Raw genomic sequence first — 18,342 nt, forward strand, 5'->3', positions numbered from 1 at the left:
CGCAAATCAGTTATCTGCCTGTATCTTCACAAAAAACTCTCTGTTTCTTGGCCCGTCAAATTCCAGAAAATAGATGGCCTGGGAGCCTCCTGTCATCAATTTCCCCTCATGGATGATAAAGTTACCAGAGATGCCAATCAAGGCGGATTTAACATGTCCGGCGGCGTCCTGGGGGGTATCGTGCTGATGCTTAAAATCAATCCGGGTGGGAACCAGCCTGCGTATCTCTTCATCTAAATCAATAAAACCATCGGGATCCCACGGAGAGAACACGGCTAATCCGGCGGTGGAATGAGGATTATAGACAAGACACGTTCCCTCTTTTACGCCGCTTTCCTCCACGGTCTTTTTTACCTGCTCAGTGATATCACAGACCTCATTGTATTTTGTTTTAAGCTTAAACTTTTTTAACATGTTTTCCTCCTGCTATGAAACAATTATCTCATTCTCCTGAACACAATGTCCATTTTCACAGAAACTCCACGGTCCTTCACACCCACGCCCATATGATTCTCCCAGCATGCTGGAAATATAGCCCGCTATAAGGCACATGGGTATGAACTGGGTCAGCGGCATACTGATTGGATACCTGGGAGACGGCACCGTGATACAGTCTGCTTTGCCGGTTCCCAGGGATTCTGCCGTTTTGTCCGTCACAACCGCCACTGGCCTTCCCATTTCCCTGGCGTACTTTATCACATCCATGGTCCGTCCAAGACCAGGGTTTGTTGAATTAGCTACGATTATGGTTCCTATCTGTTCCGGATCCTTTGCAAAACAGTTCAGGTGAAACCACTCCTCTGAATTTATGTGCATCGAAACTTTTCCGGCAGCCTCAAGCATTTTGGCCTGCCCAAACCAGGCGGCCGCATAGTCAAATCCCGCACCCACATAATCAAAACAGGAAAAGCTTTTCCACGTTTCCGAAATCTCCGCGCATTTTTCTGCCATTTCAGGGAGCAGCGCCTCAAGCAGATTCCCCTGTTCCCTTATGTCATACCGGTAATCCATGGCCTGGTCCATGGTATATGTGCCTTTTACCTCGCCAATGCGAACAGCCAGCAGCAAAAGAGCCATTACGCTGACCAGGTAGCTGCGCGTACCCGGAGCGCTTTCAAAAGGCGGGATGTCCAGCTTAAGTACTTTTTCTGAACCCTGGGCCAGAGGCGCGTCCATATTGCCCGTAATCCCCAGCACAAAGCAGTCATGAAGCTTTGCCCGCCTTACCGCTTCCGTAACCCTGGCCACGCGTCCTGAATTGCTGACTGCGATCACCATGGGATTCTGGCAGTCCACCCCCAGATGGCGTTCACTGTAATACCGGCCCAGGTCAAGGGCTGTCACTACCTCTGCCTGTATCCCGGTCAGCATCTCAAATACATGCTTTGTTGCAAGGCATGCGGCATAGGAATCCCCGCAGCCGGTCAGCACCACCCGCTGTATATTGAAAATCTCCTGAAATGAAAGAACCTTCCTGGTTTTTGGCTCCAGGTCCTCGTACTGGTCTCGTATAAGCGATGGAAGGCTGAATACCTGCCGGCTCATGGGATTGGAATACTGCTCCGCTAAACATTCACTATAACTCATCTCACTCTGCTCCTTTACTTTTCACTATCTTGGCTTTATCTCTGCGGTCCAATAAGGCGCACCCTTCCAGGGCAATATCGATGGCAAAATTATGGCCGCTTCCCGCCTCAAACGTCTCCCCTGTACACAGGTTATCCGCAACCGAACAGATAGAACCGCCCCTGCGGCCGAACAGCGCAGAAAGGGTAACAATAGCGGCTGACTCCCTGTCCCCGTTCAGAACCCCGGCCCGGTTATAGATTCCCGCTATTTCAATATTCCATGGCTGCATGTAACCGCCCACTCCCGGTCTTCCGCCTCCAACGAAATCACTGTCCACAGACAGCGTCACTCCTACGTGATAAGGGGCCTCCAATTGGTCTGCCGCCTCCACCATGGCGCCCACCACCTCATAATGGCTGACTGCCGGGTATCCCGCCGGTATATATGCCTTTGTCATGGCTTCTTCGCGCACCACGCCGCTGGCGATTACCACATCACCCGGCTTTACCTCGTCGCCAATCCCGCCGGAGCCTCCCACACGGAGGAATGTCCCGGCGTCCGTATATTCCATAAAATCATATAAAATCAGTTCCATCTCCGGCGAACCGCTGCCTCCGCTGACCACAGTAATGTTTGCCCCCTTATAGATTCCGCTGTATGAAGTAAACATTCCAGAATTGCCAATCAGCTCGGCATGTTCCAGCCTGTCCGCAATCTTTTTCGCAGGGTCCACATCATAAGCGCACAGAGGGTCGCGGACCGTAATCAGAACAAAATCTCCCACTTTCTCATGGTCAATCTGCGTCAGCGCCGGACGGCCTTTTATCATAAGGCCGCGCTCCGGTACATTCTTATAATATTCATATAGCTCATGGATTCTTCTGATGGATGGTTTTTGCCTTATGGTTTCACTTCTCATCCTGATCCCCGCCTTTCATTTCACGCAGCAGACGGTGCGCCGCCATCCGCCTGCCCTCATCAATCCGTTCCGGTACGCCGAACTGTTCCAGGCACATAGCGGCCGCAATGCTCCCCATCATCCCGCATTCCCTGGGGCTGTAACCACTGCAATAGCCATACAGTACCGCACCCGATGAACTGTTGCCGCCTCCGGTTGGGTCCACTACATCCACATTCTTCACCGACGGCACAAACGACACCTCATTTGGGGTTATCATCACCGCTCCTCTGTACCCCTGCCGCAAAAAGACCATGCCGGTTTTCCACTGACAGAACCGCTCTATTACTTCTTCCAATGTGCCGACGCCAAAGAGGCGGCAGCTCTCGGTTAAATTAATAGAAAAGATATCTACATTCTCCGCAATCAGGCGTACCTCCTCCAGGCATTCAGGACAAGTGGAATCATTGGCAATCTCCCACATGACAGACGCTCTCCGTTTTTTCAGCATAGGTACTGTCTGCTGCCAAAAATCATGACTGCTGTTTTTAAATATATAGATTCCCCTGGCCGTTTGAAAATACTGTTCCAGCTCCGCCGGGGTGACTTCTATTTGTTTATAATGGTCCGGACCGTATAAGGGCGTCTCACTGCGCTCTCCATCTTCAAAATACTGGATGACATTATATGGGGTCTTATCACTTTTCACAATAAGTCCATCCATTGGTATGCCATTCTTCCTGTACCACGCGCCATACAGAGAGCCATAATCCCTTCCCACTCCCGTAACCGGCATAACGCTGTCGCTCCACAGCTTGATTCCGCATAACGCGTAGATTCCAGCGCCGCCCGCAACCTTCTTCACTGTCTTTTTATCCGCAAACCGGATTTCGTCTGTCACAGAAGTGGATGCTATTATAAAATCCATATCCTTATCCGTCCCCCTCTTCTCACTCTGACACAATGAAACTGTCACACGTCATAGTCCCTTCCGATATGGTAAAACCAGCCCCTCCATTTTCATAGGTTCCATCCTGCACTTCAATAAGTTTTGACCGGTTCACATAAAACTCCAGCTTGTCCTTGTGGGCCGCGAATGTCAAGTCATAGCCGGTATCCTCCTGATATGCATATGGAACCTCTGCCAGGATTACACGTTCCCGGTCTTTCTGGACATAGACAACCGCCCTGCTGTAATCCATGAGCGCCGCCCCATAGTAGCGCTTATGTCCCTTGCTTCTAAGGACCAATCCGCCCTCCTTATGAAGACTGTAATAGACCGTGCTGGAAACTGTATAATCCTCCCACTCCCTGCTTCCAATGGTCACAACGCCCCCCTTCTCCACATTTGATACGCAATATGTATGCTTAAAATCTGCCGCAAACTGCACGGCCGAACTTGCAAAGCCCGCAAGCCAGAGGGGATTCGTGTTCCATATGGATGTCATCAGCATGCCTCGCTGCGCAAAATCCCTGGGCGCTCCCTTCCAGTCAATGCTGTAAATCACCACATCCCCATCAAACCGTTTCCTGCTTCCAATCTCGTAACCCAATTTAAAAATGGACATGCCCTTTGTATCCGGAACCACCCATTCAAAGGTCCCTTTTCCCCGCAGCCGGATCGGCTCCCCATACATTACCTGAATCTGGTTATCAATATCATAATAAAGGATGTATGGGCGGATTGTGACCTCCCCGTCAGACAGCACTCCCGCGGTTGTCACTACCCGTTGTGACGAATAAAGGGTGGGCGAAGCCACTGTTGAAAAATTCCGGGCCAGCTTGGAAAAATCAATAAATGTCTGGGTAGACACATCCGCCGTCACGCCGTCCGCCAGATGACGGCAATGAATCAGCAGGCCATTTTCCCCGGATACCTCGTTATAATTGGAAAGCGTCACCTCCGCCTGGCTGCCATGGTCAAAACCACAGGGGGCAAATCCCTGCAGAGAGCCTGGAAATTCAAAGGTATACCGCTCATGGGTCTGCTGGATTTCTTCGTTGTGCAGCATGGCTGCTGCTTTTATAATCTTTTTACTCTCAAGTACCGCATCTGTCACAACAGAGCCGCCATCGGAAGTAACCACATACATGAGGTCCGCCACCGGCGTCCTGAAATCGGCGCCCGCGTTCATTCCCTCAAGGCCCAGGCGTATTCCGTTAAACGCGCCCACGTTGCCAGCGTTGCAGTCCGTATCCCACGCCGCTGAAGACGCGATGGATATGGATTTCTGAAAGTCATCTCCTCCCAATAAGATGGACGCAATCACCATGGCATGGTTCGGTATCATATGGCAGCACCCCGGGAATACCTCATAACCATATTTAGGATCCAGATACTCCCGTACCTTCCTCCAGTCAGATTCCTTTCTGCAAATGCCGCGCACATCCGCAATCATTTCCTTAAGAATTGGGTTCTGTACATACGCGCCAGCGCGGTCCAAAAGTATATCTACATTCTTCTCCGTAAATGCCATGGCCTCAAGGGCAGCAAGATGGCAGGCCGCCTCAAGGGCAATCCCATCATGGCTGACGCTGGCTGCCTTCCTCACCAGGCTGACCGCCAGATCCGGATCATCCGGACACGCCATAGCAATGGCGTCAATAAAAATCTGCGCCCCAATCTGCTCCGCCAATGTGGTTCCGTTCGTCTTAAGGGATCCGCTTTCAGGCGCATCCATACCATTTTTCAGATTCAGGAACGCCGTATGTTCCGTAGACCTTCCCAGCCCGCCCCACCACAGTATCGTTTTGTTTTCTATGATATAGTTAAGCCATGTATCGCCGAACGCCTTGGCGGGAAGTTCCCTGTCATACCCATTGTCCTCCAGCGCCCGGAAAAACGCGAATGTTCCCGAAATATCATCATCCGCTACAATCAGCGGTACCCCTGCTTTTTCGTGGACATAGTATTTGATTTCATCAAATGTTTCCCTGATTTTATGATAGCTCCATCCCTCTACCGGACGCCCCAGGTAGACGCCAATGATTTTGCCCAGCACTCCCGCGTATATCTGATTCCTATATCGACTAATACTCACGATTAATTCCTCCCGATTCTTCTTACTTCAAATCCATCTGCCAGGATAGCACCTGAATCCACTACAAAACCGGCTCCGCCGCACAGGTAACAGTCGTCCCTCCCCTCCACCGCCGGTTTTCCGTCAACCCGTAGGGAAAGTTTTGTGCCCTCAAGGGAAAACTCCAGTTCATGTGTCTCATCAATCGTAAAACAAATACCTGCTTTTGCTATCACATATCTCTGTTCATCACACTGGCGGTAAATGATTGCATTTCCCTTTGATAATACCGCACCGTAATACCGTCTGTGCCCTTTGGCCCGTGCCACCAGCCCGGCCTGGTCCTGCTGCGAAAATGTTATGACGGACTTGACGGAATAATCATCCCAGTCCATGGTTCCTGTGGTAACCACGCCGTTACCTGCGGCGTGTGATATGGAAAACGTCGTTGTATAGTCCGGGCAGAAGTGGTCCGCTGACGATACAAACGTTTTCAGCCAGGCCGTGGTCGTGGTCCATGGGGTCAATGAAGGAGTCATTTCCATAGACCGACCCAGACTGTAGCAAACCGGCACATTGGACCAGTCCAATGTTTTTATGACCACTGCCCCATCCATCCTCTGTTTTTTGTTTCTTAAAGATAACCCCAGACGGAAGATGGCATGGCCTCCCACATCCGGAACCTTCCATTTCAGGCAGTTATCTCCCTTTTTCAGTATAAACGCGCCACTGTATATGGTTTCCAGCCGGTCCGTCTCATTAAAGTACTCGATAAAGAAAAAGAAAGACGGGTTCTCTTCCTCCCTGGCTTTGATGACAGCATTTACTTCCTGGCCGCTGTAAAGGGACGGCGAACAGAGGACATCAAAATAGCTGGTTCCCTCCTTCCCTTTTGGCTGGAGGTCAATAAATGTATCAATGCAGGCGGAAGCGTGTACGCCCGGGCCAAGGCCGCGGTAGGAAAGCCTACAGCCAAATTCCCCTGTCTCCTCATACGGATTGTCAATACCACAGAGCACCTGCTCCTCCGTATCCTTATCATAAGGCACCACACCCTGGACAGAACCCGGGTATTCAAACGCCAGCCTGGCCTCCGGGAAATCCACCGGCTCATACTCCAGACGGCAGGCAGCTTTCAGAATTTTTCTCGTTTCCAGAACGGCATCCGATATGCAGGAACCGCCGTCGCTGGTCACCACATACAGGCGGTCCGAGACAGCAGACCGCAGGTCAGTACCGCGCTTAAATCCATCAAGCCCAAGCCTTATCCCGTTCAAGCATCCCACATTACCGGAATTGCAGTCCGTATCCCAGCCGGAACTGCACGCAATCATACATGCCTTGTTGAAGTCATCCCCGCCCATAATAAACGCCATTAAAAGGGTCAGATGGTTTGTCACCATAGGGCAGTTGCCCGGATACTTTTCATAGCCATGGTAATCCGCAATCCACTGTCTGACTGTCCTCCAGTCAGACGCCATGGCACACTGCTTCCTAAGTTCCCCGACCAGATTCTTAAACTCACGGTTTTCAACATACCTAAGCCCTTCATCCAACAACTTATCATTATCTTTTTCTATAAAAGCCATGGATTCCATCACTGCCAGATAAACAGCCGCATCTATTGCAATCCCGTCATGGCTCACGCTTGCCGCTTCCCTCGCCATCCTTGCTGCGCGCTCCGGATTTCCCGGATTAGCCATGGCCCACGTATCGATAAAAATTTCCGATCCAATCTGTTCCGCCATGCTCCGGCCGTTCAGCTCAATGGAACCACTCCTGGGCGCACGAATCCCATTCTTAAGTCTCAGGTATGCAGTATGCTCCGTGCTCCGCGACAGACCGCCCCACCAGAGGATTGTCTCATTTTCAATGATGTAGTTCAGCCAGGAATCCCCAATCTTACCCGCAGTAATATCAGGAGAAAATTTATTATCCTCCAGGCTCCTAAAAAACGCGAAGGTTCCGGAGATATCGTCATCCGGCACAATAAGCGGAGCTCCTGTCTTATGGTTTTTGTAATAATAGATTTCCCCAAAGGTATCCCTGATTGCCTCGTAGGTCCACCCCTCCACCGGTCTTCCAAGATAAACCCCAATGATTTTTCCAAGAACGCCGGCATAAATATCATTTTTAAACCGTTCCAAATTTTTCACAAAAAATCCTCCAAATTATAAATTAATTCCAACCCCGGCGGAACCCGGCCACGCAGAATGCGGGAATGAGTGTCCAAACACGCTCTATCCCTTCACCGCACCGCTTACCATGCCGTCAACAAAATACTTCTGCGCGCACAGGAAAAAGATAATAATCGGCGCAATCAGGATAACTGATGCCGCCATGAGAATAGACATATTCGAGCCGTATGCCCCGTTCATGGATAAAAAGCCAAGGGTAGCGGTAAAGTTCTTCGCCCCCTGCAGGAACGTGCTGGAAATTAGGTATTCATTCCATGACTGCAGGCCGATTAAAATGCTGACCGTAATCAGTCCCGGTGATACCACGGGCCGCAGCACATGCCAGATGACCTGCGCCGTATTGGCGCCGTCAATTCTGGCGGACTCCTCCAGTTCCTTCGGCACATTGACAAAAAATGTACGCATCAGAAATACTGACAGGGGCATGAACATGGCGGCCAGAATCAGGCTCGTTGCCGGGATATTGCCAATAAGCCCCATTTTGGCATAAGCATAGTATAAGGGGAACAAAAACAACTGTATGGGCACTGTCATAGCCATCATAAAATATGTAAGCACCCCTCCGTTTCCCTTGATTCTGTTCCCGGATAAAACATAGCCCGCAAGAGTGGAACAGAACAGCACAATAAGGATTGTACAGGCACTCAGCTTCACGCTGTTGATAAACCCATGCGCGAACTTTCCCGTGGTCCATGCCTGGATAAAGTTTTCCAGATGCAGAACCTTGGGGATTGAAAGCGGATTCCTTACAATCTCCGCATTCGTCTTAAAACTGTTGATTACCACAAGCACAATGGGAAACAGGCAGATAATCAAAAGCAGGAATAAAACCAGATGAATCATGGTATTGACCAGGATTTTTTTCTTTATTGAAGACGCTCCCATATTCTCCTCCTAATCCATGGTTTCTTTGCGGCTCATCCTGGTATAAACCAAAGACGCGATTAAACCAAAGAAACTCATAAAAAGACCGACTGCCGCTGCTTTTCCTACCTTCATCTCGCTGAAAGCAAAGGAATACGCATAGGTGCCGAGAACCTCCGTGGAATGCGCGGGGCCTCCGGCGGTGAGCAGCTTAATATAGTCAAATGCCAGAAATGAGCCAATGACAATCATCACAAACATCAGATTTACGGTTGACCTGATATTGGGAAGGTAAATGTAACGGAATAACTGCCATCCGTTGCATCCGTCAATCCTGGCCGCCTCCACCTGGTCCATGGGTGTCTGCCGCAGGGCCGCCAGATAAATAACGGTCAGATAGCTCCAATAATGCCATATATCCACACTTGCGCAGGCAAAAATAGCGCTTTTCATGCTGGCAAGGGGAGAACCAAAATCGATACCAAAATTTTTAAGGAACGCTATGATTCCAACCACAGGGCTGAATATAATGTTCAGCCAGAGCATGGCATTGACGGCAGGAGCCAGTACATAAGGAATCAGAAACGCCACCTGGTAAATGCTTCTGGTCTTTGTTCTGGAGAGAAGGAGCATGGCTGCCAGCATCCCGATAAATACAGGTATTGTAATAAATAAAACAGTCCAGATAAAATTGTTGCGGATTGCGATAAAGAAAATCCTGTCATGAAAAAGCTCAATGAAATTTTTAAATCCTACAAAATTGAAGTTCTGCGAAATGCCATTGTAATCTGTAAACGAGTAGAGAATGGTCATAAGCCCGGGAATTAATATGACTGACATACTGATTAGCAGGGCCGGGGCAACCAGAATATAATTCCAGTTCATTTTTCTTTGCCGCATAAAGTATTCCTCCTGTCAGTTTTATATCAATTCATGGCCGGAGCTGGTATGGGCGGTACAAGTCCCTTATCAAATTCCTCTTTAAAATCCTTATCTACTTTATCCAGATAGTCAGATACGGAAATCGTGTCATACCATACATCTTCGATATTGACCATATCCTGCTGCGTGGCCGCAGGGAAAAACACGTTGTCATAGTATCCGAAATTACCATTGTTAACTGCCTCCGACACGTCGCGGATCATGTCAACAAACGATTTTGACAGGTAGCCCATGTCCGTTGTATCAAGGACGGAAAGATCCTTTAACGGCGTTCCCCAATAACCGGGCCAGACAGCTGTTATCTCCTGCATAAACTCCGGCTGAAGCATCATATCAATGACCTTTGCCGCCTCGTCCTTGCGCTCCTGGCTGGTATTGGCATTAATTGACAACGTACAGGAGGTTCCGATTGTATATGTCTTATCCGGAACTGTTTCAGTTGCAGGAAATGGTATAAAGCCCAGGTTCTCCGCCATATCCCCTGTAAAGAAGGAGGCCGCCCACTGGTACGCAATGGATGGACCGATAAAAAACGGAGACTTCTCATCCGCCAGGAGCTGTAATGATTCACTGTAGTTCAGATTGATGTAATCGTCCCCAGCGAAGTAATCCTTATCCCACCATTCCTTGGATTTCTCAATCGCCGCTGTGATTTCCGGGCTGTTCCACTGCTGCTCCCCCTTCAGGCATCTGTAAACGGCTTCCGGCCCGGCTATGTGGGTGAGGAACAGGGACGCGTAGTTCTCATTCACCGGCTTCCATGCTTTATTGCCGGTCACGGACGCATACATCCCCTCTGCCAGCGCCTCATCCATAATTTTTTCCATGTCGCCGATGGTCTGCGGCACCTCCCATCCGTGGTCCGCCAGAACCTTTTTATTGTAAAATACACCGATGGTGCTGATTCCGCTGGTCAGACTGTAAAGTGTTCCATTCACTGTGCCCGATTCATAATACGGCTCCAAAATACGGTCTTTCCATCCATACTGTTCGGAATATGTATCCAGGGGTTCCAGCTTCCCTGCCGCCACAAGCGGCATAACAAAGGACGGCCCGGAACCGTATACAATGTCAGGCCCCTGATTAGCCGCAAGCGCCGTTGACATATCTGTATCCACCGAAGGGCGGAACTCCAGGGCAAGTTCATACTTATCCTGGGAACTGTTATATTTATCCGCCACATATTTCTGCATCGCTTCCTGTGCATACGGCTCCGCTCCCCAAAACCAGAATGTAAGCTGCTCGCGATTTTTAAGATCCGGCCCTTCTTCATCCGCCTTCTCATTTTGAACGGCCGCGCCCGGCGCGTCACTCTCTGACGAGCTTGTGGATATACCGCATCCTGATAAAAGCGTTCCTACCATGGCAATTGATAAAGCTGCCGCAAAAAATCTTTTTTTCATTTACCTTTTCTCCTTTTTTCTAATTGGTTAACGGTTATCTCTAACGTTTGATAAATTTATGATAAATATTTTTGTATTTTTATTATAACATTTTATCTAAAATTGTCAACGTAAAATAAAAAGTCGGAATCATTTATTTTCATCCATCTATTTTTGGGGTATTCCTCTATTTTTTCTGTCTTTATTATAAATTTATCGAGCATTATATCCAACTCATTTCACGAAAAATATTTGATAAATTTTTTAGCCGTATTTTGTTTTAACATACTCAAAAAGCCGGAAACAGGTATCATTCCCCATTTCCGGCTCTCTATAAAACTTTTATTCTTTTTTCCCATCAATTCCCGCCACAGAACAGCGCTCCACCACATAGGGCGTGAAATAGTAGTTCCGCGCCGGCTCCTGCTCATCCTCCAGCGGTTCCTCAATCCGACGGATTAACAACTCAACCACCTTTGAAGCCATCATATCCGTATTCTGGTCCACGCTGGTCAGCGGAACATCCATCAATATACACTGCCGCGTATTATCATAGCCGATAAGCGATAATTCTTCCGGTATGGAGACCCGGTGTTCCCGTGCATAAATATATACTCCGTATGCCATCAGATCGTTTCCAGCCACCACAGCGGTCACGCCCTTCTCCAACAGTACGGCCGCTCCTGCCCTGCCCGTCTCAATATCAAAATTTCCATAATATACAATCTCCCTGTCAAAAGGAATCTTTGCCGCCGCCAGCGCCTCCTTATATCCGTCCACGCGTTTTCTCGATGTATATACATTGGCATCCCCCACCATACACCCGATTCTTGTATGTCCATGCCTGATCAGATAATCCGTCGCAATGCGTCCTCCGTATTTGTTATCCGCCGTAACAAAATCGCAGAACACCGTATACGCCGCCCGGTCAAGCAGGACCATGGGAATCCCATTTTTCTGCAGCGACTTTAACAGCTTGACGTTCTCCTTATCCATGGTTCTTGGCGGAATAATAATCAGACCGTCCACATTTTTAGCCATCAGCCCTTCAAGAGCCGTATAAAAACACTGGATATCATCATTTGTATAGCATTGGAAAACCGTATATCCATGCAAAAACGCGTGCTTTGCAGTTTCCTCAGCCATTCTGTGATAAAAAGAATTCATCTCATCCGGCACAATCATACCAAACGTCTTCACTTTTTTAAACTCGGTGAAATCAACGCCGGATTCCATCCGAAACTGCATCTCTTTCGCAGTGCGCAGGATATGCTCTTTCGTATCCTCTGCAATTCTGGACGGACGGTCATTCAACACAAGAGAAACCGTACTTGGCGATACCCCTGCCGCCTTCGCAATATCCTTTACCTTTACTTTCACTTTGCCCTCTCCCCGATGGTAAATATTGATAAATTATTTATCAAAATTATACACCAGATTTCGCGAAGCGTCAACGGCATAATATGCTGATAATTCCTGCATCAGAGATATCACGTCACTGTAAAGCTGTCCCCATATTGTTTCGCCGTATCCAGCATCCTGGCTTTTGCCTCCTCAAGCTGTCTGCAATATTCTGTTTCGTGAATCAGATTATGCAGTTCAAACGGATCTGTTTTCAAATTATAAAATTCATCAAAATCGTTCTCATGGGCAATATACTTATAGTTGCCCCATCTAAGCATTCTGTGCTGAAATTCCCTTTTATAACAGCCAAAGGTTTCACATATCAAATGTTCACGCGACTGTCCGCCGAGCAAATTGACACCATCCATCGCGTATTCCGGCTTAACGTCTGCCGCGGCCAGGATAGTAGCCGGCAAATCCAGATTCGACGCAAAATCTCCGCATATCTCTTTGCAGGGGATAGATTATCCCACCGCATTACCAACGGTATTTTCATGGTTTCCTCAACCATAAGCGTCTCTTTATTAAATAAACCTCCATGCGCGCTTACAATATCACCATGATCCGCTGTCAGGATAATCAGAGTATTTTCAGACAGAGACAGGTCCTCCAGCTTTTTAACCACACGTCCCAGGGCATCATCCACCATCATTGCATGTTCATAGCTTCTGGCCAGCACCTGGTTCATCTGCGTCCAGTCCATTCCATCCATACAGTGCCAAAACTGTTTAGAGTAGGCGTAATTGGACGGTTTATTTTCATACTTTTCTGAAAAGCTTGGATGTTCGGCCAGTTTTCCGGCGTCTACTCTGCCATAAAATGGGTCCGCCACATCATAGGGGTGGTGGGGTCCCCATACATCCACAGGACGTTATAACCGGGTTTGAGCTGGGCGTTCCTCATATGGTCATCCTTCATATGCATAAACGTTGCTTCCGCATCGGTTTTGGAGTAGCTGTTGCGATTCCCAAAACGGGTATGGTGCAGGTCATAGAGCAGCTGACGGTCAAGAAACCTCCGGAACAGCTCGTAATAACGTTGTTGGATTGTTTTTCGTTTTCCACGTCCATGTACGAATGCAATCCCATGCTCTGTGGCAGTCTTTTCTAAAAAGTCGACAATCTCCTGCAAATCGGATGCCCGGCTTTCTCTTGTTACCGTAAAGGACTTGATATACTCCTGGTTTACCAGTTCTACCGCCGCTACGATTTTATCAAACATGGTTTCTTCCCACCGGCCAACCGATTTTTTCCAGACAAAGGTATATTTGTTGGCAAAAACTTCCAGCTTTGTGCCATCAATAAATACCATTTCTTTTGACAATTCTCCCATGACTGCCAGCCGGCGGACCATTTGGAAAAACAGGTCCTCACAGGCCGCAGCCAAAAATCCAGTACGAAACCGCGCAATGGTACTGTGATCGGTGGCCTTCTGACCGGCCAGCAGCCACATAAAGTTGTTATCTCTGCGGCAGGCCGCTTCAATCTTTCTGGAAGAATAAATGGTCTGGGAATAGGCATAGGGCAGAATCTTGAACATGATCTTTGGGTCCACTGCAGGATTTCTGCCTTTGGCAGAGTAAGCCTGATACAGCAAAGTGTAATCGAAATCCTCCAATTCGTGTCTCAGCAGTCGGACAGAATCATCATTCGGAATCAACCCTTCCAAACTTAATGGCAAAACCTGTTGATAAGTTCGCCCAAGTTCGGTATAATCTTTGTGGTATTCTTTTGTACTTGACATACTTTATTATACCACGGATGGCGGACTCTTAGGAGTCCGTTTTTTTGTTTTTGAGTACAAAAATGGAGCCATTGCTCCAGTAGATGGTTAATCTACTTTTGCAACGGCCCAACCATATGTCCCCATCCGGTCTATGTTGTTTGCCGGATGGGGATATTTTTTGTGATACGTGACCTTACAGAGGCGCGTCCAGCAGCTTTAACAGCCGGGTTAACTGCCCGTGGGTAACATTTACCCTGCCTCCGGTCAGTCCGATCAGTTCCTTTTCCTCCAGCTCCTTCATCAGACGGTGGATGGTGCGCAGGGAGCAGCCGGTTTTGGCGGCCAGAAGCTCACGGTTCAGCTTGAAGCGGCAGGAACCATTGGCCATGAGGGATCTGCGGGCTTCTTGGCAGATGATGTACATGCAGCGTTCTTCATAGGTCATAAGCAGAAAACGGCGGTTGGAGATGAGCTGACGGGAGAGCTGTTTCATAAGCAGCTTTGTGCGGAAGAACAGGGCGGTGCTGTCCGTGCTGATCCACTGTAGATAGAACCTTGCGGGCAGGGTAAGACATACGGAAGGCTCCCGCACCTGAACGGTCACAAAGCTTTCCGCGTCCTCGGAAAATAGCTCGTAGTCCCCCAGAACATCAAATGGTACCAGGTCAAAAAAACTGTAGGGCATCTCTCCGGCCTTCTCCTCGATGGTCTGGAGACGGCCGGAGATCAGGATATAGACCGTGCTACATGGGGTGCCCGCTTTGGTGAGGATCTGCCCCGGGAGAAACGCGCAGACGGACAGGTAGTTGCGGATCAGGGGCGGGCAGGTGGAAAAGAAGGATTTGACGGAGGGATAGCAGTCGTATTGTTTACAGTCCTCCAATATTTGTTCCCATATCATAAAAAATTCCTCATTTATCTTAAAAAGTGACATTTGGCATTTTTAATTCCATATATTGAGTTTAAAATAAAAACATATGAATTGCAAGAGAAAGAGGAGGTTATTTATTATGGGAACACCACACATAAGCGCAATGCCAGGGGAGATTGCCAAAACCGTATTGATGCCGGGAGATCCGTTACGGGCGGAATTTATCGCAAAGAATTGGCTGACTGACGTAAAATTAGTGAGCAAGGTGCGCAATATCTATGCGTTTACAGGAAAATTTGAGGGAAAAGAAGTGACTGTTATGGCCAGCGGAATGGGGATGCCCAGTATCGGTATTTATTCCTATGAGCTGTTCTCACAGTACGGGGTGGAACGGATCATCCGCATCGGATCCGCAGGCGCTTACAGCGAGAGGCTTAAACTGTACGATGTGGTTCTGGCAGAGGAGTGCTGGAGTGAATCCAGCTTTAGCAGGACCCAGAACGGGGATGAGGCAGATATAAAATATCCGGATCCGGAGCTGAACCAGGCGATTCTGGAAGCGGGAAAGGTATCAGGAATCGAAGTGATACCGGCTAAGATCCACTCCAGTGACGTATTTTACAGTGAGCCGGGAATGGACAGCTTTCAGGAGATTTATGCGAAGCACGGCAGTGAGTGCGTGGAGATGGAGAGTTTTGCCCTGTTCCACAACGCAAAGGTACTGGGGAAAAAGGCTGCCTGCCTGCTGACTATATCCGACTCCTTTACAACCGGGGAAAAGGCCACCGTGGAGGAACGCCAGGAGGCATTCGGCAGCATGATGAAGGTTGCGCTGAAGACGGCGGCTATGATGGCAGAGTAATTGGATTGTTGGATAGGAGAACAAAATGGGGAAATTTAAGCGAATATTTGTGATTGTAGTGGATTCATTTGGCGCTGGAAACGGAAAGGACGCAAAGGACTATGGAGATCAGGGCGCTGATACCATGGGGCATATTGCGGACAGTGTGGATCATTGGGAGATTCCCAACCTTAGGCGCCTTGGACTTGCCAACCTGCGCCCCTTAAAGGGCGTGGATGCTGTAACACAGCCTGTGGGATATTATACGGTTATGAATGAGGAGAGCTGCGGCAAGGATACCATGACGGGCCACTGGGAGCTGATGGGGATCAAGACAGTGAAGCCGTTTGTAACATTTACTGAGACGGGCTTTCCCAAAGAACTCATCGATGAGCTGGAAAAGCGTACCGGACACAAGGTGATCGGAAATAAAAGCTCCAGCGGGACTGAGATCCTGGATGAGCTGGCGGAGGAAGAGATCGCTACGGGCCATATGATTGTGTATACATCGGCGGATTCCGTGCTGCAGATCTGCGGCAATGAGGAGACATTCGGACTGGATGAGTTGTACCGGTGCTGCGAGATCGCGCGTGAGCTGACCATGAAGGATGAATGGAGAGTGGGCCGTGTGATAGCCAGACCATATGTAGGCAGGAAAAAAGGCGAGTTCAAACGGACCAGCAACCGCCATGACTATGCGCTTAAGCCTACCGGCAGGACAGCCCTGGACGCGTTAAAGGATCATGGATTTGAGGTGATCTCCGTGGGCAAGATCCGCGATATTTTTGACGGAGAGGGAATCACAAAGGCATACAAGTCCAAAAGTTCGGTTCACGGCATGGAACAGACCGTGGATATAATTAAGAATGAGGATTTTGAGGGACTGTGCTTTATCAATCTGGTGGATTTCGATGCCCTGTGGGGACATCGAAGGAATCCGGAAGGGTACGCAAAGGAAGTGGAGCGTTTTGACGAGAAGCTGGGAGAAGCGCTGGACGGACTGGGTGAGGAGGATCTTCTGATGATTACGGCCGACCATGGCAATGATCCCACCTATTCTGGTACGGACCACACCAGGGAGCAGGTTCCGCTTCTGATTTATTCTAAACAGTTTAAAGGAGCCGGCAAGCTGGCAGAGACAGATTCCTTTGGAGCGGTGGGAGCGACCATTGCCGGGAATTTTGGAGTGGGTATGCCGGAAGGAACCATTGGAAGTTCCCTTTTGGAGGAGTTGGTATAAGCAATTGAACGTAAAAAGAGGGCAGTTGAGAGTGTCGCAAAATCATCAAAATAGATGATTGGAGGGTATGAAAAAAAGTCTGTAAATTGAGATCTTCTATGATAAGTTAACAAAAAAGTGCCTTCGGCGCCTCAACTCCCCTAGCCCCTCATTCATGAGGGGAATTAGGGCTTGTTTTTTGCGTCATTTTATTCCATAATAATCTCATGAATGTGATTCAGAAGATGCTCAGAGACTATTACGAAATCATTGAATACGATATAAAACCCAGACCTGTCGTCATGGAAAACATTGATAAGGTCATTAACTGCGGGGATCCTTCTTATGGTGGCGCCATGTATGGCTGTCCCCATTGCGGTAACCTCAAGTTCGTTCCTTTCCGCTGCCACTCCAAGTTTTGCCCCTCCTGCGGCGCTAAGTATTCCAATGACAGGTCTACCGCTATGTCTTTTAAATTAATACAGTGTACCCATCGCCATCTCGTCTTCACCATTGACGAATCCCTCCGCCGCTTTTTCCTCGAAGACCGCACTCTGCTTAACTGCCTTTTCGAGGCTGTTTCTGATGTCATCAAAGAATATTTTTTCTCCCTGAACAAATCCAAAAACTTTGTCCCTGGGTTTATCTGTGTCCTTCATACCTTCGGTCGCCCTCCCGGTTGGAATCCACACATCCACTGTCTCCTTACCGAAGGCGGGTTTTCTGATGATGGTGTCTGGCGCAAGGTCACATATTTCAATTATTCCTACCTCCGTAAATCCTTTCAGACTGTTTTGTTAAATAAACTGGAAAAACGCATCGGTCCCTCTTTTAAAAAGATGAAAGCCGCCGTTTACCATAGGGACAGAAATGGATTCTACGTTTATGCCAAGCCCAATCTTTGCGACCCAAAATCCATTATTAAATATGTCAGCCGTTATCTTGGCCGCCCTGTCATTGCTCTTTCCAGGATTGATTCCTACGATGGGGAGATGGTGACTTTCCATTACAATAAGCATGAAGACAACTCTTTTGTAAAAAAGACTCTTCCCGCCATTGATTTCATTAAGCTGCTCATTCTGCATATACCTGAAAAAAACTTCAAGATGACCCGGTACTATGGGCTTTATGCCAGACACCGGGAGATTGACAATCAGCTCCATAAAGCAGTCCCAAAATCCAAACACAGGATTCTCCTCGATTTCAACACCTGGCGTAAGCTTTTCCTTCTTACCATGGGGTACGACCCCCTGCAATGCCCAAACTGCAGACATGAAATGGTCTTTCTAGAGCTGTACCATAAACATGAACGGGTTCCTCTGGATGAATTATACAAAAGGACAAGGATAAGGCATGGCCTTTATCCCCGGTCCCGCTCTGCTTGACTTTCTCTCCCATCTGCTTCATAC

Annotated in this window: 16 protein-coding genes and 1 pseudogene; 3 read left to right on the top strand and 14 right to left on the bottom strand. The window is 48.5% G+C overall.

Features of this window, described 5'->3' with window-relative positions:
* Positions 1 to 6: 6 nt before the first annotated feature.
* The 14 genes and pseudogenes from LA360_RS10555 to LA360_RS10620 form a co-directional block, all read right to left on the bottom strand.
* Positions 7 to 414, bottom strand: coding sequence for a secondary thiamine-phosphate synthase enzyme YjbQ (locus LA360_RS10555; protein WP_112482914.1), 408 nt, complete (start codon positions 412 to 414; stop codon positions 7 to 9).
* A gap of 12 nt (positions 415 to 426) precedes the next feature.
* Positions 427 to 1,587, bottom strand: coding sequence for an SIS domain-containing protein (locus LA360_RS10560; protein WP_112482912.1), 1,161 nt, complete (start codon positions 1,585 to 1,587; stop codon positions 427 to 429).
* A gap of 1 nt (position 1,588) precedes the next feature.
* Positions 1,589 to 2,488: a nucleoside phosphorylase gene (locus tag LA360_RS10565; protein WP_112482910.1), complete on the bottom strand. Its 900-nt coding sequence runs from the start codon at positions 2,486 to 2,488 to the stop codon at positions 1,589 to 1,591.
* The gene (locus LA360_RS10570; RefSeq protein WP_112482909.1) at positions 2,478 to 3,395 is read right to left on the bottom strand and encodes a carbohydrate kinase family protein; all 918 of its coding nucleotides are present in this window, start codon (positions 3,393 to 3,395) and stop codon (positions 2,478 to 2,480) included. Before LA360_RS10570 ends, LA360_RS10565 begins: the two co-directional genes overlap by 11 nt.
* Before the next feature lie 22 nt (positions 3,396 to 3,417).
* On the bottom strand, positions 3,418 to 5,508 hold the full coding sequence (locus LA360_RS10575) for an ADP-ribosylglycohydrolase family protein (RefSeq protein ID WP_112482907.1): 2,091 nt from the start codon (positions 5,506 to 5,508) through the stop codon (positions 3,418 to 3,420).
* Between the two features lie 2 nt (positions 5,509 to 5,510).
* Complete coding sequence (locus LA360_RS10580; RefSeq protein WP_112482906.1) at positions 5,511 to 7,643, bottom strand: ADP-ribosylglycohydrolase family protein; 2,133 nt, start codon at positions 7,641 to 7,643, stop codon at positions 5,511 to 5,513.
* 84 nt (positions 7,644 to 7,727) lie between these two features.
* The gene (locus tag LA360_RS10585; RefSeq protein ID WP_225537494.1) at positions 7,728 to 8,570 is read right to left on the bottom strand and encodes a carbohydrate ABC transporter permease; all 843 of its coding nucleotides are present in this window, start codon (positions 8,568 to 8,570) and stop codon (positions 7,728 to 7,730) included.
* Positions 8,571 to 8,579: 9 nt separating this feature from the next.
* Positions 8,580 to 9,449 (bottom strand): carbohydrate ABC transporter permease, encoded by an 870-nt coding sequence (locus tag LA360_RS10590; RefSeq protein ID WP_225537495.1) that lies wholly within the window; start codon positions 9,447 to 9,449, stop codon positions 8,580 to 8,582.
* A gap of 26 nt (positions 9,450 to 9,475) precedes the next feature.
* The gene (locus LA360_RS10595) at positions 9,476 to 10,894 is read right to left on the bottom strand and encodes an ABC transporter substrate-binding protein (protein WP_112481907.1); all 1,419 of its coding nucleotides are present in this window, start codon (positions 10,892 to 10,894) and stop codon (positions 9,476 to 9,478) included.
* Between the two features lie 321 nt (positions 10,895 to 11,215).
* The gene (locus LA360_RS10600; protein WP_112481909.1) at positions 11,216 to 12,253 is read right to left on the bottom strand and encodes a LacI family DNA-binding transcriptional regulator; all 1,038 of its coding nucleotides are present in this window, start codon (positions 12,251 to 12,253) and stop codon (positions 11,216 to 11,218) included.
* 110 nt (positions 12,254 to 12,363) lie between these two features.
* Positions 12,364 to 12,693, bottom strand: a complete 330-nt coding sequence (locus LA360_RS30410; protein WP_330411235.1) for an alkaline phosphatase family protein — start codon at positions 12,691 to 12,693, stop codon at positions 12,364 to 12,366.
* Complete coding sequence (locus LA360_RS10610) at positions 12,600 to 13,142, bottom strand: sulfatase-like hydrolase/transferase (protein WP_112481912.1); 543 nt, start codon at positions 13,140 to 13,142, stop codon at positions 12,600 to 12,602. The genes LA360_RS30410 and LA360_RS10610 overlap by 94 nt, the downstream gene beginning before the upstream one ends.
* A gap of 2 nt (positions 13,143 to 13,144) precedes the next feature.
* Positions 13,145 to 14,020, bottom strand: a pseudogene (locus tag LA360_RS10615) (transposase); the annotation flags it as partial.
* Between the two features lie 175 nt (positions 14,021 to 14,195).
* Entirely contained in the window at positions 14,196 to 14,903 is a 708-nt protein-coding gene (locus LA360_RS10620; RefSeq protein ID WP_112481914.1) for a Crp/Fnr family transcriptional regulator, read from the bottom strand.
* A 109-nt stretch (positions 14,904 to 15,012) separates the two neighbouring features.
* On the opposite strand from LA360_RS10620, the gene deoD reads away from it, so the two are divergent.
* The 3 genes from deoD to LA360_RS32120 all read left to right on the top strand — a co-directional run bounded on the left by deoD (position 15,013) and on the right by LA360_RS32120 (position 18,318).
* Positions 15,013 to 15,735, top strand: a complete 723-nt coding sequence (deoD, locus tag LA360_RS10625) for a purine-nucleoside phosphorylase (RefSeq protein ID WP_112481916.1) — start codon at positions 15,013 to 15,015, stop codon at positions 15,733 to 15,735.
* 25 nt (positions 15,736 to 15,760) lie between these two features.
* Entirely contained in the window at positions 15,761 to 16,954 is a 1,194-nt protein-coding gene (locus LA360_RS10630; RefSeq protein WP_112481918.1) for a phosphopentomutase, read from the top strand.
* Between the two features lie 260 nt (positions 16,955 to 17,214).
* Complete coding sequence (locus LA360_RS32120; RefSeq protein ID WP_465245347.1) at positions 17,215 to 18,318, top strand: IS91 family transposase; 1,104 nt, start codon at positions 17,215 to 17,217, stop codon at positions 18,316 to 18,318.
* Positions 18,319 to 18,342: the final 24 nt, after the last annotated feature.

Origin of the sequence: Enterocloster clostridioformis, from assembly GCF_020297485.1 — a bacterium.
GTDB lineage: Bacteria > Bacillota > Clostridia > Lachnospirales > Lachnospiraceae > Enterocloster > Enterocloster clostridioformis.